General features: G+C 37.1%; 15 protein-coding genes. 6 read left to right on the top strand and 9 right to left on the bottom strand.

The window, feature by feature from the left end; all coding sequences use genetic code 11:
- Positions 1 to 422 precede the first annotated feature (422 nt).
- Positions 423 to 1031, top strand: a complete 609-nt coding sequence (locus tag NK356_RS13825) for an alpha-ketoglutarate-dependent dioxygenase AlkB (protein ID WP_253317254.1) — start codon at positions 423 to 425, stop codon at positions 1029 to 1031.
- A 229-nt stretch (positions 1032 to 1260) separates the two neighbouring features.
- Here NK356_RS13825 and NK356_RS13820 read toward each other — a convergent pair whose 3' ends face one another.
- From NK356_RS13820 to NK356_RS13805, 4 genes are all read right to left on the bottom strand, one after another.
- Entirely contained in the window at positions 1261 to 3120 is a 1860-nt protein-coding gene (locus tag NK356_RS13820) for a CocE/NonD family hydrolase (RefSeq protein ID WP_034699224.1), read from the bottom strand.
- A 277-nt stretch (positions 3121 to 3397) separates the two neighbouring features.
- On the bottom strand, positions 3398 to 6166 hold the full coding sequence (locus NK356_RS13815) for a TonB-dependent receptor (protein WP_034699413.1): 2769 nt from the start codon (positions 6164 to 6166) through the stop codon (positions 3398 to 3400).
- Between the two features lie 96 nt (positions 6167 to 6262).
- The gene (locus tag NK356_RS13810; protein WP_034699227.1) at positions 6263 to 6682 is read right to left on the bottom strand and encodes an SH3 domain-containing protein; all 420 of its coding nucleotides are present in this window, start codon (positions 6680 to 6682) and stop codon (positions 6263 to 6265) included.
- A gap of 6 nt (positions 6683 to 6688) precedes the next feature.
- Positions 6689 to 7177, bottom strand: a complete 489-nt coding sequence (locus tag NK356_RS13805; RefSeq protein ID WP_034699230.1) for a BON domain-containing protein — start codon at positions 7175 to 7177, stop codon at positions 6689 to 6691.
- Positions 7178 to 7397: 220 nt separating this feature from the next.
- On the opposite strand from NK356_RS13805, the gene NK356_RS13800 reads away from it, so the two are divergent.
- Both NK356_RS13800 and NK356_RS13795 read left to right on the top strand, forming a co-directional pair.
- A complete protein-coding gene (locus NK356_RS13800; protein ID WP_110367164.1) occupies positions 7398 to 8648 on the top strand; it encodes a dicarboxylate/amino acid:cation symporter in 1251 nt (416 codons plus the stop codon).
- 6 nt (positions 8649 to 8654) lie between these two features.
- Complete coding sequence (locus NK356_RS13795; protein ID WP_034699236.1) at positions 8655 to 9377, top strand: phytanoyl-CoA dioxygenase family protein; 723 nt, start codon at positions 8655 to 8657, stop codon at positions 9375 to 9377.
- A gap of 199 nt (positions 9378 to 9576) precedes the next feature.
- Here NK356_RS13795 and NK356_RS13790 read toward each other — a convergent pair whose 3' ends face one another.
- Positions 9577 to 12378 (bottom strand): GH92 family glycosyl hydrolase, encoded by a 2802-nt coding sequence (locus NK356_RS13790; RefSeq protein ID WP_253317252.1) that lies wholly within the window; start codon positions 12376 to 12378, stop codon positions 9577 to 9579.
- 93 nt (positions 12379 to 12471) lie between these two features.
- Here NK356_RS13790 and NK356_RS13785 point away from each other — a divergent pair, with 93 nt between their 5' ends.
- Positions 12472 to 14814, top strand: coding sequence for an outer membrane beta-barrel family protein (locus NK356_RS13785; RefSeq protein ID WP_253317251.1), 2343 nt, complete (start codon positions 12472 to 12474; stop codon positions 14812 to 14814).
- Between the two features lie 122 nt (positions 14815 to 14936).
- On the opposite strand, the gene NK356_RS13780 is transcribed toward NK356_RS13785, so the two are convergent.
- A complete protein-coding gene (locus NK356_RS13780) occupies positions 14937 to 15392 on the bottom strand; it encodes a hypothetical protein (RefSeq protein ID WP_253317250.1) in 456 nt (151 codons plus the stop codon).
- Between the two features lie 151 nt (positions 15393 to 15543).
- Between NK356_RS13780 and NK356_RS13775 the strand changes: the two genes are divergently transcribed.
- Together NK356_RS13775 and NK356_RS13770 are read left to right on the top strand one after the other, a co-directional pair.
- Positions 15544 to 16650: an Mrp/NBP35 family ATP-binding protein gene (locus NK356_RS13775; RefSeq protein WP_034699248.1), complete on the top strand. Its 1107-nt coding sequence runs from the start codon at positions 15544 to 15546 to the stop codon at positions 16648 to 16650.
- 47 nt (positions 16651 to 16697) lie between these two features.
- On the top strand, positions 16698 to 16946 hold the full coding sequence (locus tag NK356_RS13770) for a NifU family protein (RefSeq protein WP_002977212.1): 249 nt from the start codon (positions 16698 to 16700) through the stop codon (positions 16944 to 16946).
- A gap of 155 nt (positions 16947 to 17101) precedes the next feature.
- Here NK356_RS13770 and NK356_RS13765 read toward each other — a convergent pair whose 3' ends face one another.
- The 3 genes from NK356_RS13765 to NK356_RS13755 are packed head-to-tail and all read right to left on the bottom strand — an operon-like array spanning position 17102 to position 21791.
- Entirely contained in the window at positions 17102 to 17536 is a 435-nt protein-coding gene (locus tag NK356_RS13765; protein WP_034699251.1) for a hypothetical protein, read from the bottom strand.
- Positions 17537 to 17543: 7 nt separating this feature from the next.
- Complete coding sequence (locus tag NK356_RS13760) at positions 17544 to 18626, bottom strand: efflux RND transporter periplasmic adaptor subunit (protein ID WP_034699253.1); 1083 nt, start codon at positions 18624 to 18626, stop codon at positions 17544 to 17546.
- Positions 18627 to 18638: 12 nt separating this feature from the next.
- Positions 18639 to 21791, bottom strand: a complete 3153-nt coding sequence (locus NK356_RS13755; RefSeq protein WP_253317249.1) for an efflux RND transporter permease subunit — start codon at positions 21789 to 21791, stop codon at positions 18639 to 18641.
- Positions 21792 to 21795 lie beyond the last annotated feature (4 nt).

The following is a 21795-nucleotide window of genomic DNA, read 5'->3' as shown; positions in this document are numbered from 1 at the left end:
AATCTTAATGTTTCAAAAAAGTTTAAACAAGTTCGATATAAAAATTTGTGTCAGTAGTGAAAAACATTGGTGCCATTTGTGTTTAATGAAAGTATCATTTGTGACTTTTGGGGTTGAAAAATATTAAATTTAAGTTTTTGACTAAAGTCCGTTTCTATTGATGGAGTTGTTTAAACTTATCAAAAAATATTGGATATTTCTTAAACCATTAAGAAGGATTTAAGCACTAAAGCATAATTAAGATAAATCATTCTGATTTTTAAGCTTAAAGCGAAGCTCATCTTAATACTCTAAACCCCTTAATGCAATCTTAATGTTTCAAAAAAGTTTAAACAAGTTCGATATAAAAATTTGTGTCAGTAGTGAAAAACATTGGTGTTATTTGTGTTTAAATATAAAAGCATTTAATTAAAAAAACTATGATGAGTCTCTTCGAAGAAATTTCCGATTATCCTCTCAATATCCTTCCTCACGGCGGAACCGTTCATTATTACGGAAAGGTTTTCTCAAAAGAAAAATCAGATTTTTACTATGACTATCTGCTCAACCAAATTCCGTGGGAAAATGATGAAGCACTGATCTTTGGAAAACTTATTTTAACCAAAAGGAAAGTAGCCTGGTTTGGAGAGAAAGCTTTTGAATATACCTATTCGAAACGAACAAAATATGCCAAATTCTGGACTCCGGAGCTATTGGAATTGAAGAAGAAATGTGAAGAAGTTTCGGGAGAAACCTACAATTCTTGTCTCCTCAATTTATACCACGACGGAAGTGAAGGAATGGCTTATCACAGCGATGGGGAAACGGATCTGAAGAAACACGGAGCTATTGCCTCTCTAACCTTTGGAGCGGAAAGAAAGTTTCTATTCAAACATAAAGCAACCAAAGAAAAGGCAGAAGTATTCCTCGAAAACGGAAGCTTATTAATTATGAAGGGAACCACTCAGGACAACTGGCTTCACAGGCTTCCGCCCACTACAAAAGTGAAAACACCAAGAGTAAATCTGACTTTCAGAACCATTGAAGAATAGAGAAATCTAGAACGTTAAGCCACTCATACTATCTTTACTCCAATCATCTGTGAAAATCTGTGTGATCAGTGGGAGATGAACTTTCTTTAACCAGATCATCTCCATCAATAGAAGTGGGCTTTAGTCCACTTAAAAAAGATAACAAAATCATCAGGCTTTAGCCAAAACCTAAAATAAACTTTAAGATCTCAAAAACAAAAAAGCTGTTCAAACGAACAGCTTTTTCAATTTATTTTAAAATTTCAGCTTCAATAGAGCTGTCATCATATACTTTGATAAATGCTTTGGTGTAATCCTCTTTATTGGCAAAATTCGGATTATCCATAAATTTCTGTGGGTTGATCGCAAAAAGCGGGAACCATGTACTGCTGATCTGAATCTGGATTTTGTGTCCTTTTTTGAACGTATGAACCACATCCTGAAGCCTGAAATTAACAGCTGTTTTCTGGTTAGGAACCAAAGCCTCACCCTTTTCTTTGGTATTTCTGAATCTTGCAGGCATGATCTCACTTCTTACCATCTGGTGGTAGTTGCCGTAGATTACTCCGTCTTTCTTTTCTGCAGGTTTGAAATCTTCAGGGTAAACATCAATTAATTTTACTGCAAAATCAGCATCTGTGGACGTGGATGCAATATTCAGTTTAGCCATGATCTCTCCGGCAAATGTAATATCATCAGTTAATACATCTGTCGTGAATGTTAAAACATCTGGTCTTCCTACTGCAAATCTCTGGTCTTCCGACATATAATTTTTTGGAGTGAAGCCATTGAAATCTTTTAAATGATCTGAGCTTAAAACAGGATTGTTTGGATCACTGTAGTATTCGGAATAGCCTTGTCCTGATGATTTTTTCAGGGTTTTATCAGCCAGATAGAAATTCACTTTCTGAGCATTTTTAGGTGGGTAAGAGGCGAATTCCTTCCATTCTTTAGCTCCGGTGTCATACATCAATGCTTCAGGAAGTCCTGCGTCTTCTTTGGTATTGCCTTTCAGATAATGATTAAAGAATCTGGTTTCAATATTTTTCTGGTAGTAAGTGGCAATACTATCTCCAAAATACGTTTCGCTGTGGAAATGTTTTCCCTGCTCCTGAGACCAGCCGCCATGGGAGAAAGGTCCCATTACGATGGTGTTTTTGGCTTTAGGGCTTGTCTTTTCAATGGTTTTATAAATGTTCAATGGTCCGGAAAGATCTTCTGCATCAAACCATCCACCCACTGTCATTACAGCATGGTTGATATTTTTTAAGTGAGGAAGAAGCCCTCTTTTCTGCCAGAATTCATCGTAGTTGGTATGATTCATAATTTCTGTCATGAAGAAATTATTTTTGTAATATTTTTCATATCCATCTTTCAGTGTTCCCATATCTCTGTAGAACTTCAGACCGTCTTCAGAAGTTTGCTTGATGAAAGAATCCATATACCATGCCTGTTTTTCCGGCTGTGTTTTTTGAACCCCAAAAACCGGAAATGTTCTGAAATAGCCCAGCATAAATCTTCCGTTGTGAAGGAAGTCGTCATTCCAGAAATCAGAAATAGGAGCCTGAGGTGAAGAAGCTACCAAAGCCGGATGCTGTGACAAAGTTCCTACAGCAGTATAAAATCCTGGGTATGATGTTCCGAATTGACCTACTTTACCATTGTTGTCTTTGATGTTTTTTAAAAGCCATTCGATGGTATCATAAGTATCCGTACTTTCATCCACATCTTTTTTGGTTTTGCGTTCTACCTGCGGAGTCATATTGGTAAAAGTACCTTCACTCATATATCTTCCGCGCACATCCTGATATACGAAAATATATTTGTCTTTCATAAGATAGGTATTGGGACCTACTTTAGTTTTATATTCATTTTCTCCGTAAGGAGCAATGCTGTAACAGGTTCTCTGCATCAGAAATGGATATTTGCTTTTGTTGGATATATCTTTCGGGATATATACAGCTGTGAAAAGCTTCACTCCATCACGCATGGGAATATAAAATTCTTTCTTGGTGAAATTGTCTTTAACGAAATTATCTTTCTGTTCCGTTTTCTGAGCTTTTCCAAGAATGAAAAAAAGAATACATAATACTGAAATATGGATTTTCATAAAAAAAATTTACCGCTAATTTAAAAATAAAAACAGGTTTATTAATAAATCTTGTTTAAAAGGTTGTTGTTGTCAGTATTTATCTGGATGAGTATGATAATATTTCGTTGTAAACCACCCCGTCAAAAATTCTTTGAATTTTCGCCACTCCTCCGGAGGAGGGGAATATTACGTCTTCAGTTGTAATGGAGTTCAGGGTTGAATCTCAGGTTACTCATAGAAATAGCCGGAAAGATCCGGCCATTATCAAAAATATATATAAAAGTATGGTGTTGCTTTATTGCATTTTTTTACCTGCAAACTTATTCAGTTTCATGCTGATGGAGAACATGATGTATCGTTTCAGGATAAGGTCTTCACGGTCTTCGAAGTAAGAATCTGTGATGGTTCTTCTCACACTTTGATTCTGATTTAAAACGTCATACACCTTTACTTTTGCTGTGAACTGTTTTTTGTAGAATGAATATCCAAGGCTGGTATTCCAGAAGTAGAAATCCTTTTTAAAGCCAGGAGCAATATTGGAATTGGTATTGTATTCAAAATCGTTTCCAAACACCAATCTGCCTTTAAGCATATAATTCGTCAGTTCAAGTTTTAATGACTGATTCGCTGTATTTACATTGGTAACATTGTAATTGGTATAATTGGAGAAGCTATATCCAAGTCTGTAAGAGGGCTTAATCGTCATTTTATCCTTAATTTCATAGGTAAGATTAAGACCTGGGTTTAGATTGTAAGAATTGCTGGTAAAAGATTGTCCATCAATGAAACCATTATTGTAAGCATAATTCATGGTTAATCTTGGATTGATAATAAGTTTATTGTTCTTCCATTTCAATACTTTACTGAAACCTCCGCCTGCATTGATGCTTTTATTTCCGCTTACGTTGTCATAAGTGATCACCTGTTTTCCTGCATTATCATAGGTGGAAAAATTGATGATATCATTATTTCTGTACGTAAAACCAATATTGAAATAGTAGCTTAACTCTTTCACTTTATTATAATTATTGAAATAGACATAAAAATTGTTGGTCCAGGTATTTTTCAAATTAGGATTTCCCTGATAGGTAATTAAAGGATTGGATTCATCTTTATAAGGAGTCAGTTGTTCTGCTGTCGGAATGGTGAAGTTGGAATAGTTGTAAAAGTTTAAAGTCTTTCCTTCTGACATTTGATAGTAAAGGTTCACATTATATTGGGGTAGTACAAAATTTTTCTGCAGGTCATATTGCTGACCGTTATAGATTGAATTTACTTTCATATCCGAAATGTCAAGATTCATGGAAGCCCAGAAATTCAGTTTCTTTTTGCTAAGCTGGTAAGTCAACTCAGGAGAGATCTGATTGATCCTTTGCTTCATATTGTTGGATAAAAGCTGATTGAATTTAGTATAATCTCCTGTCGTATTATCAAAATCATTTACATTTCTCAAATCTCTGGTAGATCGGGTTTCATATTTCACTTCAAAACTTACACTTGACGAATCTGAAATAGGTTCTGTATATCCGGCATTGAAATTGAAACTGCTGTTCTGATTTTTATTTTTGGCTAATTGATCCCTGTTGTCTGTTGTTGTTCCATTAGTTTGGTAGAACGTATTTTGAGACTGATTCAGATTATCTCTTCTGGATTCTGATATGGAACTGTTCATATTGGCGGAAACCGAACGGCCTTTTTTCTTGAATTTTCTTGAAAAATAGAGGTATGGATTAAATGAATTGCTTTCCGAATCATTACTTGAGTAAGCATTACTTTCATTTACAAGTTTACCATTATTTAAAGTAGATGAACGTGAATTATTAAAATTAAAACTGCTGTTTTTCGTAAACCTTGGAGAAAGGTAGATACTCGTCATAGAATCCAGTTTGATTTTAGCTGAAGTATCAAAGCTGTATTGTTTGGATTCATTTTCTCCATTGCTTTCAGAATTGGTCTGAAGCGTGTAAGTAGGGAGTAGAGTAGATCTTGAAACTTTAGACCTTGTCTCCATATTGGAATCAGAATGCATAAGACTGAAGGAATCCAGATCAGCATCTTTTCCCAGCTTGTCACTGTAGTTTAATCCAATTGTTGTAGACCTTTGAATTCCTTTCGTGCCACCTCCCTGGTTATAGTAAGTCACATTTCCTACTGTTGAGACAGATCCTCCCTGCATCATCCAGGCATTCCGGCCATTTCCCATACTATCAAAAACCTCATCTCTGGAAAATCCCTGTGAATTGATGTTATTCGAAGATGCCAATAAACTTATTTTCGTATCCCCTTTAAAATAACTCGCCAGTCCGCTTGCTTCATATCGCTTATCTGATCCATAGCCGACCGTAAGTCTGGTTAGCAAACCTTTATTTTTCTTTTCATCAATATTAAAGTTGATGGTGGTATTCTGAGATTTGGCTGTTTTTCCGCTAAGCTCTTCTTCTTTTGTTTTAGTGGTCGTAAACTGAATATTTTTGATAATATCTGCAGGTAAATTCTGAAGGGCAATTTTACCGTCTTTATCAAAGAAAGGTTTACCATTAATCATGATCTGGTCTACTTCTTTGCCATTCACGGTAATCTTTCCTTCATTGCTGATTTCTACACCAGGAATCTGCTTCAGAAGCTCTTCAATTTTACTGTCAGGTCGTACTTTGATAGCGGCTGCACTAAATTCAATAGTATCTTTTTTAATTTTTACCGGAGAAACGGTGATTTTTACTTCATCAATATTATTCACAATACCTTGTTTCTCAAGCTGGATATCTCCAAGAGACAGAGACTGATCTATTTTCTCAAATTTTTTCGAATAAGAAGTTAATTTATCAGCATCAATTTTCAGAAGGGAAGGTTCTTTCATATCATCAATCTTCAGCGAGAATTTCCCTTCTCTATTGGTTGCCGTATAATTGATAATGGATGAATCTTTTTGTTTCAAAAGATAGACGGTGGCATTTTCTATCGCTTTCTTTTCAGAATCGGATATTTTTCCGTCAATGTGTAGTTTTTGGGCGTGCAGAATAATGACTGTGAACATCAAAGTCAATAGCAACAGAGTTTTCTTCATTAGTTTTTTTTTCAGAGCCGTAAAAATATAAAAACATCCCAAAGTTGGGATGTTTCTATGCTTTTTTTGTGAAAATTTATTATTTTTTAATAAAAATTATGCTCTTAAATATCTTGAGTAAGCATATCCTTCCTGGCCGTCAGCATTTTTTACTTTCCACCAGTCATCAGAAGTTTGCTCAATAAGAGTTACAGAAGAACCTTTCGCAGCTTTACCTACAACGGCAGCTTCAGTAGATGGTTCCTGTCTGATGTTAAGATTAGATTCTTCAGTAGCCACTGTTAAAGAAGCACCTGAAGCCAGACCTGCAACCTGTACATCAATATTGATATCTGAAGCAGAATAAGTAGAATCAATAGCTCCTAAAGCATTCCATACAGCATCTTTAGCCGCAGTATTGGAAGCACTTCCGGAAACATAAAGAATTCCGTCCTGCTCCTGAACCTGAAGATTGGAGATCCCTGCAGACTGTGCCGCTGAAACTACGCTTGAATATTTATCTTGTAATTCGCTCATCTTAAATTATTTTACGATTAGGTTGTTGTTATACTTTCCGATTTTCAAAGCATCTACAGATTCTTTGATTTTTCTAGCCTGTAAGGCAGAAACATTTCCTGTAAGAGTAAGCTGTCCGTTTACAACTTCTACTTTTACAGAAGGGAAATCCTTCACCGCATCCTGAACTTTTTTCTGAACAGCAGGATCTACAGCAGAAGCCGTTTCCACTGGTGCTGCAGGTGCAGGAGCAGCTATAGTAGACATATCCATTACATCTTTTACTCCGCTGATTGCTTTTAATTTGGCAATCATTGCGTCTTTAGACTGTTGATCTGCGAAAGTACCGCTTAAGTGAGCTACACCTTCTTTTACTTCAACAGAAGCATTGGGATTAGAAGTTACTATAGTTGTAGCCTGAGTCTGAAGGTCGGCATCAGAAACTTTCTTTTTACAAGAAATAGCACCGAAAGATACAGCTACAGCTAATGCAGCCATTGCAATAGTTTTTTTCATATTGTATATTTATTAATGTTGTTATACACTCAAATGTAATAATAAAATTTGTACCAAAAGAATAAAAATTCAATAAATGTTTCTTAATTTTTTTACAATATTTTCTAAACCAGGGTTTTAATTTTTGGGGATTAAAAACTTAATGGAAAATTCATCTCTATAGAAGAAAATCTTCTGCCAATTGAAAAACCATTATATTTGCGCAAATTGAACTATATATATGAAAGGACAGAATAAACTTTTTATAGCAATTATCATTGCACTTCTTCTGGGAGTAGGAATTGGAGGTATTGTACACGTAAGCTATCCGGATAGTGCAGAACCATTTTCTAAAAACATAAAACTGTTGGGAACGGTTTTTATCAGATTGGTACAGATGATTATTGCTCCATTGGTTTTTACGACATTAGTAGTGGGAATTGCCAAAATGAGTGATATCAAAATGATCGGGAGAGTAGGAACAAAAGCAATGCTTTGGTTTATTTCCGCTTCTCTGATTTCCCTTTTTATCGGGTTGATCCTTGTTAACTGGCTGGAACCGGGACATGTTACAAAATTACCGATTCAGGACGTTGCTTCTGCTGATGAGCTTCTTAAAAGCAGCAAAAGTTTTTCCATGGAAGACTTCGTAAAGCATATGATTCCTAAAAGTTTATTTGAAGCCTTCGCTACCAATGAAGTATTGCAGATTGTTGTATTTGCGGTGATGTTTGGAGTTGCCTTGGCTAATCTGGGAGAAGAATATGCTAAACCAGTTGTGAAACTATTTGATATTATTGCTCATGCTATTCTTAAAATGGTAGGGTATATCATGTGGTTTGCTCCGCTGGGAGTACTGGGAGCTATTGCAGCGGTAGTGGCCACCAATGGTTTTGAAATCTTTAAAGTATATGCTATTTATTTGAGAGACTTCTTCTTTGCCATAGCAGTTCTTTGGCTGGTGCTTTTACTGGTAGGATATTTCATCTTAGGAAACCGTCTTTTTGATCTTTTAAAAAGAATTAAAGAACCTTTGCTGATCGCTTTCTCTACTACAAGTTCAGAAGCAGTATTCCCTAAATTGGTTGAAGAACTAGAAAAATTCGGGTGTAACAGCAGAGTAGTATCTTTTATTTTACCATTAGGATATTCATTCAACCTGGATGGAAGTATGATGTACATGACATTTGCTTCAATCTTTATTGCTCAGATCTACGGAATCGAAATGACTCTGGGGCAGCAGATCACCATGCTTTTGGTATTAATGCTTACTTCAAAAGGAATTGCAGGAGTTCCGAGAGCTTCTCTGGTAATTATTGTGGCAACATGTTCAATGTTTGGTATTCCGCCGGAAGGTATTGCTTTAATTTTACCAATTGACCATTTCTGTGATATGGGTAGAAGTATGACAAACGTACTTGGAAATACGCTGGCAACCACAGCAGTTTCAAAATGGGAAGGGCAGTTAACTGAACCATTAGACAAAATTTAAATATTGATGAGTTTACATAACTTAGAAAATCATAAAAGCCATATTGAAGAATATGGCTTTGCTGTTATCAATGATGTGTTTTCACAGAAAGAACTGGAAGACATCAACCTTGTTCTGCAAAATATAGACACTTCAAAAGAAAATTTTAGAAAGTCTGAAGACCTTTTTGCCATCAGACAGTTCTTAAAGGAAGTTCCGGAAATCAAAGATCTTGTGTTTAATGAAAACATCCGAAAAGTGGTGAAAGAGATCTTCGGAGAAAAATATTTTGTAGTTAAAAGTATCTATTTTGATAAGCCTGAAACCTCCAACTGGTATGTAGCATATCATCAGGATCTGACAATTTCTGTAGATAAAAAGCTGGAATTGGAAAATTTCGGACCGTGGACCACCAAACAAAATCAGTTCGCAGTTCAGCCTCCACTCAATGTTTTGGAAAATATTTATACCATCAGAATCCATCTGGATGATACCGATGAAAATAACGGAGCGCTGAAAGTAGTTCCCAAATCTCATGCAAAAGGTATCTACAGACCGGAAACCATCGACTGGACAGTGGAAACCGAAGAAATATGCAACGTTGAAAAAGGTGGAATTATGCTGATGAAACCTTTAACGCTTCACGGCTCCAACCGAACCACCAACGGAAAGAAAAGAAGAGTAATTCACATCGAATTTTCTGATATCGAACTTCCGGAAGTCCTGCAATGGTCTGAAAGAATGAATTGATAAAAAATGTGCCCTTCGAAATTTCGAAGGGCACATTTTTTATGGTTGAAAGCTGGGCGCTGGAGGAAGGATGTTTCTGAAAGTCCAAGGATTAATCTATGTTTATTTTATCGAATTTTTGAAAATTAAAATCACTAACAAACAGACTTCAGGAAGTAATTTGTCAAATAGAAACTTCCCTCTTCCAGCATCCCTCTTCTTACTTCACAGCAATCTCATCAATAAAGATATAAGCATCACCGCCCGCTCCCTGGTGCCATTCCGGAAGTTTTCCGAAGTAATAAGCTTTTACTTTAATATATCGGGCTTCGGTAGGAAGAATTTCTGTAGAAAAGTCTTTGATCTGTACTTTTTCGTCCTTAGGATCAATATCATTGTCAACGGTTTTCAGAAGGACAAAATCTTTTCCATTCATGGATGCATAATATTCTACTTTTTTAGGCATCAGAATCCAGGCTCTGCTGTCCTGAAGGTAAGTGGAAGATAATGATTTTATGTTCCGAGGGGATTTAAAATCAACGACAGCTTCAAAATTTTGTCCCTGATATCCATGCCATTCACCCTTTCTCCAATTCACATCTCCTCTGATTCCGTCGATAAGAGCCAGGTTTCCGGTAGCACTGTACTGTGGAGTAACTTTTGACAGAATATTAATATCCCAGTAATTAGGTCTTCTGTTGAAATGAGCGGTGGTTACAGAACTTTTTTCTCCGTTTCTTTCAGCGTAAGCCATTACCTGAGTGGTTTTGGTGATGGAGAATGGTCCTTTATAAGTTGAGAACGTTTTTCTTTTATTGTTGTCACTGTCATCCATTGTCATGTAGTACACTTTGTCATTGGCATTCAGTGGAGTGATTTCTACTTTGGTAGAAAAATCAAAAATTCTGTCAGCAGCAATTACAGGGGAAGCGGTTTGTTCAGAATATTTAAAATCTTTAACAGGTTTTACCTTTTCGAATCCCAGTTTTTTAAGTTCAGCTCTGCCGGTAGTTTTGGTAATCGTTCTTGTAGTACCGTCTTCAAGATGAATTTTAATTTCATCAAAATAAGGCGTTGTGGTTTCCCATTCCGGTAATCCCGGAGTTACAGAATAAATTCCCATGGAGCTTAAAACATACCATGCACTCATCTGGCCACAATCTTCATTTCCGATCAATCCGTCAGGAGTATTTTTATAGAAGTTATCAAGGATGTATTTGATTTTGACATCTGTTTTTTCTGGTTTATCAACAAAATTGTACAGATAGGCAATATGATGGCTTGGTTCATTTCCCTGGGCGTATTGTCCCATCAATCCTGTGATGTCCACTTGTTCTCTTCCTGTTGTTTTATCAGGAGCGGTAAAAATAGCATCAATGAACTGTTCAAATTTTTCTTTCCCTCCATGCGCTGCAATAAGCCCCGGAATGTCCTGCTGTACAGAATAAGAATAATGCCATGAGTTTCCTTCCGTATAATTGTTATTGACTTCTCTCGGATCAAAAGGTTCATACCAGTTTCCGTTTTTTCTCGGCTGCATAAACCCTGTTTTAGGATTGTACAGGTTTTTCCAGTTTTGAGAACGTTTCATGAAATACTGATACTCTTCTTTTTTGTCTAAAATTTTGGCCATTTGAGCAATGCACCAGTCGTCATAGGCATATTCTACAGTTTTGGAAACACTTTCATGCTCATCGTCTATACTGATGTAATTATTCTGTTTATAAGCATTCAATCCAAAAATATCCTGCATGGCAGAACCTTTTGCAGCCTGAAATGCCTTTTCATAATCAAACCCCTGGATTCCTTTCGCCATGGCATCTGCAATCACAGAAACAGAGTGGTAACCAATCATACATTCTGTTTCATTGGAAGCCAGTTCCCATACCGGAAGTTTTCCTCCCTGTTCGTATTGTTTGATGAAGGTATTGATAAAATCAGAAGTTCTTTTTCTGTCAATTAAAGTCATCAGCGGATGAGCTCCTCTGAAGGTGTCCCAAAGTGAGAATACGGTGTAATAATCAAAACCATTGGCAGTATACAGTTTATTGTCCCTGCCTCTATATTTTCCGTCAACATCCATATTGGTATTCGGTTGTGTGAAAACATGGTAGAGTGCAGTATAAAAAACCGCTAATTTATTTTTATCGTCAGATTTTACCTCAATTTTCGAAAGCTCTTTGTCCCAATCAGTTTCTGCCTGTTTTTTTACTGTTTCAAAATCCTTCAATTGGCCTTCTGCCAGCATATTCTTTCCTGCTCCTTCATAGCCAGTAGGAGAAATAGAAACCTTTACATTGATCTTTTCTCCTTTTTTAACGTTAGCTGAAAATGCCAGTGCAAGTTTTGTCCCCGTAAAAAGATTGTTTTCCTGTTTCCCGTTGACCTCTTTTTTTGAAATTTTCATAGGTTTTGAAAACTCAATTCTCGCGTAGATGTATTGGTTGGTTGCCCATGCTTCACTTCTTCTGAACACTTCAATGGTTTTATCATCAATAATTTTCACTTCACCCTCCAGAAGCTTATCTCTGTGGTTGAGGTCTAAAATGATATTGGCATTTCCTGCATTGTTGAAGGTGTATTCATGATAACCGACTCTTTTTGTCGTTGTAAGGCGAACATCAATATTATTTTTATCTAATTTGACAGCATAGAATCCTGCGGTTGCTTTTTCATTTTTATGCGAAAATTTTGAAGAATAGTCTTTGCTGTTCAGGCTTGGATTTCCCATGGTGGGCATCAGCATAATATCTCCATAATCAGAAACTCCTGTACCGTTTAAATGGGTATGAGAAAAACCGTAGATGACAGAATCCGAATAATGGTATCCGCTGCATCCGTCCCAGCTACCGTCAATTCTGGTATCGGGAGAAAGCTGTACCATTCCAAAAGGGACAATTGCTCCTGGAAAAGTGTGGCCATGGCCTCCGGTTCCTATCATTGGATTAACATATTGAGAGTAATTCTGTGCAGAAATGATCTGAGTAATATAGATGGAAAATGCAATAAGCCCTTTTTTCATGTTTTGATTTTAAAGGACGAAGATATTGAAAAACAGTAAAAGAGATGTAATAAAAGAACATTACGGCTTGTCTTATTAAAAACGATATAATTCATGAAGAAGATAGTTCTAGCCGTGATCATGCTGTTGCCCACTGTAGTATTGGCTCAAAGTATAGCAGGAAAGATCATTCAAACCGGAAATACAACTGCTTACGTTGAGGTGATCGCAGTAAAAGATCAGAAGAAGCACACTGCTATTTCAGATGAAAAAGGAAATTACTCACTGAAAGTTTCAGAAAATGGAAATTATACTATTACACTTATACAGGATGGTATTGAAATATCCAATAAAAATATGGCCATCAACGGCGATGTAAAACAGGATTTTTTTATTGAAAAAAAGAAAGAAAAACAAATTGAAGGAGTAACGCTCACTGCCAGAAAAAAACTGATTGAGAGAAAAGCAGACAGACTTGTGTTTAATGTTTCCAATTCTGTAGCCTCACAGGGAATGGATGGAGCGGATGCTCTTGCCACAACACCATTGGTAAAAGTAGATGATAATACAGGAGTTTCCATTGTTGGAAAAAGTGGAGTGGCAGTAATGATCAATGACAGGATTCTGAATTTATCTGATGCAGAACTTGTTACCTACCTGAAAAGTCTCAGATCCGAAAATATAGAAAAAATTGAAGTTATTACCTCACCACCTGCTAAATATGAAGCGCAGGGAAATAGTGGACTGATCAATATTGTTTTAAAGAAAAATCAGAATCTGGGATGGAGTGGAAGTCTGACTTCCAGCCTTCAGCAGCAGACGTATACCGGGAATTCCAACAGTGTAAAGGTCAACTATCAGAATGAAAAACTGCGTTCCTCGTTAAAGCTGAGACAAAATAAAAATGAAAAACATTCCTATGAAAACTATTGGATAGAAGGAGCAGACGGTCTTAAAAGTAATGATAACAGAAGAGATTTTGGAGACGGGCTTGGAGCTAATTTAAGTCTGGATTATCAAGTGAGTAAGAAGTCCAATATCGGGTTTATTTATGATTTCGGATTCGGACATTCCAATATGGACATCAGGAATACTTCAAACTATTTCCAGAATGGAATTTATACCAATACACTTCTCACCGATGCAGAACATAGAGCTACAGGAAGACAACACACAGCCAGTGCTTATTATGATCTGAAATTCGGGCAACAGGATAATAAGCTGAGTATCACAGGAAATTATTTTTCCAATACTCCGGAAACAACGATTGATTTTACCACTACAGAGAGCTCGGGAGACAGGTTTGTAGTAAAATCACCCTCTATGGTAGATTATAAAATTTATTCCGGGCAGGCAGATCTTACTTTGCCTTATCAGTTTGCAAAGACAGAAGCTGGGGTTAAATTCACGAATTTTGATAATAATTCCAGTATATTTTATCAGAACCTGACAAATGGAGAATATATTACAGATCCTCTGAAAAGCAATGAATTTGAGTATAATGAGAAAAATTATGCAGCGTATATCAGTTTTGAAAAAGCATTCAATGAAAAATGGTCGGCAAAAGCAGGTTTACGTTACGAATATTCGGTGGTCAACGGAAATTCTTTAACTTCCGGACAGCAGACCGAAAATTCTTATGGGAAATTTTTTCCTACAGCTTATATCACTTACAAAAGCAATGAAAATAATACTTTCAATCTGAGTTATTCCAAAAGAATCAACCGACCGGGATTCCGGGCGATCAATCCCTACCGCTGGTATATCAATATCAATTCTTATTTTACCGGAAATCCTTTCCTGAAGCCATCTATCAATCATAATTTTGAACTTTCCTACGTGTATAAAGGAAAATTATCGGCGTCAGCTTATTTTCAGAGAACTGTGGAAGCATTTAGTCAGTTGGCAACTCTGAAAGGAGAAAACAGAGTAAGTACTTTCGAAAATTATTACAACCAGAACAGTATGGGAGTTTCGCTTAATTACTCTGATACTTTTTTCAAAAAATGGGAAGCCAATTACTCGGCCAATTATTCTTATATGAATACGGATGTTTTTGCAACCGATGCTCTTGCCAGAAAAGGAAATAGTTATGATTTCGATTTTCAGAATAATATATCACTCAACCCAAGTAAAACAGTGCAGCTGATTCTGAATTACTGGTTCCGTCTGCCTTCCAATTCCGGAAATTCTTATATGAAGTTTGCAGGAAATCTTACCTCAGGGGTGAAACTGAATCTGATGGAAAAGAGCCTTCAGCTGAATATATTTGTTTCAGATATCTTAAAGCAAGGTAAAAGTCTGGGAGAAATCTATTATACTACAGGAACACATTCTTATAATAATTACTACGATGCCCGAAGACTTACTGTATCAGCAACCTATACTTTTGGAAATAAAAAAGTAAAAGGAACAGACCGTAATGTGAAATTTGATGAAAAAAACAGAGCCAATTAATACTCTGGATTTAAATTGTTTTTTGATGCATGTCATTCTGAATGAAACGGAGTGGAATGAAGAATCTCTTTCTTCGTCAGAAACCGGAAATTCAGCATGGGCAATGACAATACAGAAAATTTCTACACTTCTCCCTCAAAGAAATCATTGAGATATACCTCCTTGTCCTTTTCTTCTCTTCCGGAACCGAGAAATTTTTTCCAGGACTGAGATTCATGATAGACAATGCCCATTTCCCAGACACAGTAAGTCGGAAGATGGGTTTTGTTTCTGTCCCAAATTTCGAATTTTCCTGAACCATCATAATACACGCTTTCCCACAGTTCGTTTTCACTTCGCCATGTACAGACGAGCAGAAGATAATTTTCTCCGCAACGGTGCATGATGACGAATCCCAGATCATCAATGTTTTTAAAGTTTTCCTCAGCATTTTCAATACACAATTGTGCATTATCAATATCCTGCTGGGAAACTTCTGAAGGATCAATGGCGAGGTCATACCATTTGAATTTTGTTTTTCCAACGGTAAAGATTCCTTTTGGCTGTGAGTATTTGGAAGGATAGGAAGTCGTTTTCATATCAATTGCTTTCGGGGATTGGTTGTGGTATCAGAATGAAAAAAAAGAAATAAGAAATTTTTAACGATCTGATTTATCACCTGATATTATAGATTTTATTGATTCTAAATTACCGAAAAAATCCGTAAATTTGTAAACAATTTATATTTATATGTTGACGAAAGAAAAGGTTCAGGAATTCCTTAAAGAAATAGAAGTAGACGATTTGGTGAATAATCTTCAGATTATGGGTAACGATGTTTATATTGACATGACTGCTCATTCGCCTGCAATGCACGAAAAGAAAAAACTGGAGGCTGCTATGAAACAGGCTTTTGCCAGTGAGTTTGGAGAAGACATTCATTTAAAACTTAAAATCGTTTCTCCGGAGCCTAGTGAAATTCAGCAAAGTCAGATCAAAGGAAAACAAATTCCGGGAATTCAAAATATTATTGCTATTGCTTCCGGTAAAGGAGGAGTAGGAAAATCTACCGTTTCTGCAAATATGGCAGTAACGTTAGCAAAGATGGGCTTTAAAGTAGGATTATTGGATGCTGATATCTATGGTCCTTCAGTTCCTACCATGTTTGATACAGAAGGGCAAAAACCAATTTCTGTGGAAGTGAATGGTAAGAATCTTATGAAGCCTATCGAGAACTATGGTGTAAAAATGCTTTCAATAGGATACTTCTCAGGAGCTAATCAGGCTGTAGTGTGGAGAGGTCCTATGGCTTCAAAAGCTTTGAACCAGATGATCAGAGATGCTGCATGGGGAGAACTGGATTTCTTATTAATTGACCTTCCTCCGGGAACAGGTGATATTCACTTATCTATTATCCAGGAAGTACCGGTAACGGGTGCAGTAATTGTAAGTACACCTCAGCATGTTGCATTGGCAGATGTAAGAAAAGGGATTGCAATGTTCCAGATGGAAAGTATTAACATTCCGGTTCTTGGATTGATTGAAAATATGGCGTATTTTACACCGGAAGAACTTCCTGACAATAAATATTATATCTTTGGAAACCAGGGAGCGCAATATTTAGCTGAAGATCTTGGAATTCCTGTATTGGGAGAAATTCCTTTGATCCAAAGCATCAGAGAGGCAGGAGATGTTGGAAGACCGGCTGCGCTTCAGGAAGGATCTAAAATTGCAGATATCTACACAGAAACTGCCAGAAAAATGGTGGAAAGCTTAGTGGAAAGAAATAAAAGTCTTCCTCCTACTGAAGCGGTGAAGATCTCTACAATGGCAGGATGTTCGCCAAAAGCAAAATAATAATAATTTCAATAAAATTTGAAAAAACCGAATTGAACTGAAAAAATATGGAAACAAACATAACGCACGAAGATACAGTAACAAGAGTAATGGAAGCTCTGGAAAGCATCAGACCGTTTTTGAATAAAGACGGAGGTGATATTGAGCTTATTGATGTGAAAGATAATCAGGTGTTTGTGAAACTTTTAGGTAACTGTTCCGGATGTTCATTGAATTTTTCAACCTTAAAATTAGGGGTTGAAAATACAATCAAACAACATGCTCCGGAAATCGAAAAGGTAATCAACGTAGAGTAAAATTATATCTGAGATATTTTTAAAAGACAGGCTTTTTTAAGGCCTGTCTTTTTTTGTTTACCATAAATGAGAGAATATAAAAATCCAATAAACCTTACAGGTTTTCAAAATCTGTGAGGTTTCTGATCATAAAAAGATCTATCAGAACATGATCATTATGAATGCTGTGCTAAGAATCTTTTATAATTTTCCTCATTTTCAAAATAAGCCACTTCACCCTCATCACTGATCATGACAATATAAGCATCTGCTTTATCTATTGTTTTTCCGGTAAATGGATCTATGGCTTCTCTTGCCGTCTTATCCTTTGGAATTCTTTCTACACACATTTCGCAGCAGCCGTAGTAGATTTTGCCATCATGAGGAACTTCTATTTGTTTTTTACCCATGTAGGCATTATTGACCATGCATACCGTTTCATTGGGAACTCTGTCCCCTTTTGCAAACTTTCCGCAAGCTGCAGGTTTCATTTGCTCTGCCATGGTTGGTTTTTCCGTAACGGTTTTCTTAGACTTTTCCTGGGTGCATGCAGACAAAGCCGCTGCACTGAAGATAATAATGAATGTGTTTCTGATGAATATTGTTATCATTGTAATATTATTTAATTATACTTCCTTCTAAAATTTCCTCATTTCCTTTCTTAATAATGGAATCTCCTTCCGACAGCTCACCGAAGACTTCAATCGTTTCATTGAAGATTCTTCCTTTTTTTACGGGAATAAACCTGGCTTTTCCATTTTCTTTTTTAATGATATAAATACCCATATTACTTTCTACCAAAGCGGATCTTGGAATAAAAAATGTAGGTTCATTATTCTGTAAAGGAATCATGGATTCTGCGATCATGAAAGGCTTTAATTCTTTGGAGTGATTGATAAAATCAGCCTCTATTTTCTCCGAACGAAGCTTCAGATCTAAAGAACCGGACTTTCTGGATATTCTGGCTTTAAAACTTTTCTCAGGAAGAGCATTGATCCTGAATGAAATAGTATCTCCAATATTCATATAAGGAACATTAGCCTCAGGAATCGATAAGCTGAGACGGAGTTTGGTGGTATTCTGTATAACCATCAGTGGTGTTCCACCCATAGGTCCTACATAAGCACCGAGATCTACATTTCTCTCTGTAATCACTCCACTGAAAGGCGCACGGATCACCAGATAGCGGTTGATATCCTGAATCTCGTGATAAGCAGATTTTGCTGCATTGAGCTGTGCCTGGTCAGAAAGTTTTCTGGCGGTGATCTGATCCAGGGCATCTTTAGCTATAGCGCCTTTGGTTTCGTTGGCTCTGTAGGTTCTGTCATAGTTGGATTTTGTAGCAGCATATATTGCTTCCTGTGCCTGCCATTTTGCTTTTGCATTGGCTGCCTGGGACTGTATTTCAGGAGCTTCAAGAATCATTAGAACTTGTCCGGCACTTACATAAGAACCTATATCCACATTGATTTTCTTAACGTAGCTCTGTACTTTAGCAAATAATGCTGTTTCCTGATCCGGAATCAGTTCCCCTGGAAGTTTCAGATCCACTTTGGGATTGCTTTTTTTAATGATTACAGTTTCCATACTGTTCATCATCATAGGTTTCATTTCCTGTTTAGGAGTTTCTTTTTCCTGATTGCAGGAAATCTGAATAGCAAGAAGACTTACAATAGCGGCTGTATATAATATATTTTTCATTGAATGTAAAAATTAAGGGTTGGGATTAGAATAATGAATACTTTCCTCATCTTCAGGATCTAACGAAGGAGAAATAATGCTGGCTTTGTTTTGCATCCATCCAAAAACAAGAGGAAGAATGACCAGAACAGAAAATGTGGAGAAAACAAGTCCTCCGATTACTGCCCTGCCGAGAGGGGAAACCTGATCTCCACCTTCCCCAAAACCTATTGCCATAGGAAGCATTCCGGCAGCCATGGCCAATGTGGTCATAATGATAGGACGGATACGCAACCTTGCAGCTTCAATACCTGCTTCCGCGGCATTTCCAGTAGATTTTCTGATGGTTTCTGCATTACTGATCAATAGAACAGCATTAGCGATTGAAACTCCTACAGACATGATCAGTCCCATATACGACTGAAGATTTAAAGTAGAACCCGTAATTTTTAGCAGCGTTAAAGATCCTACAATCACAAACGGAACTGTGGTTAAAATAACCATTGAAACTCTGAAGGACTGGAAAGTTGCAGCCAGCATGAGAAAAATAACAGCTGCAGCAATAAGCAATCCTGATGAAAGACTGTTCATCGTTTCATCCAATACAGGAGACATTCCGGAAACTTCAATATTAATTCCTTTTGGAAGTTCACCCAATGACTCAATTGCTTTTTTTACATCTTTAGAAGCCTGTTCAAGATCAGTTTTATGGATATTGGCAGTTACGGTAGTGTAGCCCATTGTTCCAAGGTTATAACTTTCTCCCAATTCTTTTGTAGGGGTAATGGTGGCAACATCTCCTAAAACAGGTCTGTCAGAATTTTTAGACAAAGGAAGACTTGCTAGTTCTTCTTTGCTGTTCAGAATATTTTGAGGAGTCTGTACCTGTACATCGTAGGCAATTCCCATCATTCCTCCTACCCAGAAATTTTTGTTAGTGTAGCGGGTAGAAGCAGTAGCGGTTACCAGTGATTTGGCAATATCCTGGGCATCCAGTCCCAATTGGGCGGCCCTTGTTCTGTCTATATTAATCTGTAGGGCAGGATAGCTCATCGATTGAGGAATCTGTTGATCACGCATATATTCAATTTCTTTCAGCTTGGTTAAAAGCTTTTCTGCATACATACGGTTCATTTTTTTCATCATCCCCGAAACTCTTATTTCTACCGGATTATTTGTTCCCTGGCTTAGAATTTTCTCCGTGAGTTCGATAGGTTCAAAAGAGATCTGAAGATCCGGCATCTTTTCTTTATAATACTTTCGCAGTTCCTCTTTAAGTTCGTCAGAATTACCATTAAATTTTTTTAAAGCAACCTGCATCAAAGCTTCATGAGGACCTGCATTGTACAGATAAATAGGACTCACCGCGAATGTAGAAGGGTGTTGTCCGATAAACACTGATGAAATAGCAATATTATCTTTCCCTACTTTTTCTTTCAGATGTTCCAGAAATTTTTTGACTTTTATTTCGGTAACTTCAATTCGTGTTCCTTCTGCCGCTTTTATACGAACCTGAAACTGTCGTGAATTAACCGCAGGCAGAACATCTTTTCCCGTGATCTGATAAAGTCCTGCACCAATACATAAAACGGATGCGAGACTCAGGCTGACAATTATTTTTCTACGTTGCATCAATGAAGATAAAAATCCGGTGAAACGGTCACGGAAGCTGGTAAACCAATTGGGTTTATGGTTTTCACAGGTTTTAGGATCATGTTTCATCATCCAGTTGGCCATTACCGGAACAAAAGTCTGTGAGAGGATAAAAGAAACAATCATAGAAAAACCGATGGCCATAGCCAGAGGCATAAATAACGATCCCGGAATACCGCTCATCATAAAGGCTGGTGCAAATACTGCCAGAATACAAAGCATAATCAGAAGTTTAGGGAGTGCGATCTCCTGACAGGCATCCCATATCGCCTGTGCCCGTGTTTTACCCATAGCAAAATGCTGATGGATGTTTTCAATAGTCACCGTACTTTCATCTACCAGAATTCCAATGGCCAGAGCAAGTCCTGATAAAGACATAATATTAATAGACTGTCCGAATAATTTCAGAAATAATACCCCTGAAATAATAGAAATAGGAATGGTCATAATAACAATCAAAGCTGCCCGGCGATCGTTCAGGAAAAGCATTACCATAAGTCCGGTAAGTAAAGCCCCAAGAATTCCTTCAACAGCCAAGCTTTTTAAAGCATTTGAAATATAAACCGATTGGTCAAATTCATAGGAAATCTGTACATCATCCGGCATGTTTCGCTGGATTTTCGGTAATGATTTTTTCAGCTTATTCACCACTTCCAGAGTGGAGGCGTTACTGGCCTTGGCAATATTAATATAAACAGACCGCTTGCCGTCTATCAGTGCATATCCGGTTGCAATATCTGCTCCGTCTTTTACTGTTGCTACATCCCGGATATAGACATTATCCGCTGTTCCTTTGAAAAGAGGAATATCTCCGAGTTCTTCTACTTTTTTTACTGTATTGTTGGTAGGAGTAAGATAGTTGGTTTCTCCAATATATACGTTTCCTGAAGGTGAGGTAATATTATTTCGGCTTATAGCTTCCACTACCTGTTCCGGAGACATATTATGAGCACGGAGTTTAACAGGATCTACATTAATTTCTATCGTACGCGGGCTTCCTCCAAACGGTGGAGCAGTGGTAAGCCCCGGAATAGCGATCAGGAAAGGACGCGCATTGAAATTGGCAATATCCTGAAGCTCATTATTGGTTTTTGAACTACTTCTGAAAACCAGTTGTCCTACGGGTTGTGAAGAAGAATCAAAACGGATAATAAACGGAGGAGGAGCTCCGGGAGGTAAAAATACCTGTGAGCGGGTAGAAAGTGCATTGATCTGTGCAATGGCTTCTCCCATATTGGTTCCTTCGTAGAAATTCACTTTCATCAGGGTCAGTCCCTGAGTATTTTTAGATTCAATACTTTTAATACCATTGGTAAACAAAAGCATATTCACATACATTTTCGTAAAATAGCCTTCCATCTGCTGAGGAGTATATCCATTGAAAGAATGGGCAACATATACTACAGGAAGATTCATTTCGGGAAGAATATCTACTTTGACATCTTTGGCTGCTTTGATTCCGAAAAACAACAACCCCAATACCAATACCATTACAGATATCGGTCTGCGCAATGCAAACTTTATAAGATTCATGTTT

Source organism: Chryseobacterium sp. S0630 (genome assembly GCF_024158915.1).
Lineage (GTDB): Bacteria > Bacteroidota > Bacteroidia > Flavobacteriales > Weeksellaceae > Chryseobacterium.
The sequence above is the reverse complement of the archived record's forward strand: the minus strand, read 5'-3'. Positions and strand labels throughout refer to the sequence as shown.

Coding starts and splice junctions, on each gene's coding strand:
- NK356_RS13825 (WP_253317254.1), top strand. CDS start 423: ATGAGTCTCTTCGAAGAAATTTCCGATTATCCTCTCAATATCCTTCCT.
- NK356_RS13820 (WP_034699224.1), bottom strand. CDS start 3,120: ATGAAAATCCATATTTCAGTATTATGTATTCTTTTTTTCATTCTTGGA.
- NK356_RS13815 (WP_034699413.1), bottom strand. CDS start 6,166: ATGAAGAAAACTCTGTTGCTATTGACTTTGATGTTCACAGTCATTATT.
- NK356_RS13810 (WP_034699227.1), bottom strand. CDS start 6,682: ATGAGCGAATTACAAGATAAATATTCAAGCGTAGTTTCAGCGGCACAG.
- NK356_RS13805 (WP_034699230.1), bottom strand. CDS start 7,177: ATGAAAAAAACTATTGCAATGGCTGCATTAGCTGTAGCTGTATCTTTC.
- NK356_RS13800 (WP_110367164.1), top strand. CDS start 7,398: ATGAAAGGACAGAATAAACTTTTTATAGCAATTATCATTGCACTTCTT.
- NK356_RS13795 (WP_034699236.1), top strand. CDS start 8,655: ATGAGTTTACATAACTTAGAAAATCATAAAAGCCATATTGAAGAATAT.
- NK356_RS13790 (WP_253317252.1), bottom strand. CDS start 12,378: ATGAAAAAAGGGCTTATTGCATTTTCCATCTATATTACTCAGATCATT.
- NK356_RS13785 (WP_253317251.1), top strand. CDS start 12,472: ATGAAGAAGATAGTTCTAGCCGTGATCATGCTGTTGCCCACTGTAGTA.
- NK356_RS13780 (WP_253317250.1), bottom strand. CDS start 15,392: ATGAAAACGACTTCCTATCCTTCCAAATACTCACAGCCAAAAGGAATC.
- NK356_RS13775 (WP_034699248.1), top strand. CDS start 15,544: ATGTTGACGAAAGAAAAGGTTCAGGAATTCCTTAAAGAAATAGAAGTA.
- NK356_RS13770 (WP_002977212.1), top strand. CDS start 16,698: ATGGAAACAAACATAACGCACGAAGATACAGTAACAAGAGTAATGGAA.
- NK356_RS13765 (WP_034699251.1), bottom strand. CDS start 17,536: ATGATAACAATATTCATCAGAAACACATTCATTATTATCTTCAGTGCA.
- NK356_RS13760 (WP_034699253.1), bottom strand. CDS start 18,626: ATGAAAAATATATTATATACAGCCGCTATTGTAAGTCTTCTTGCTATT.
- NK356_RS13755 (WP_253317249.1), bottom strand. CDS start 21,791: ATGAATCTTATAAAGTTTGCATTGCGCAGACCGATATCTGTAATGGTA.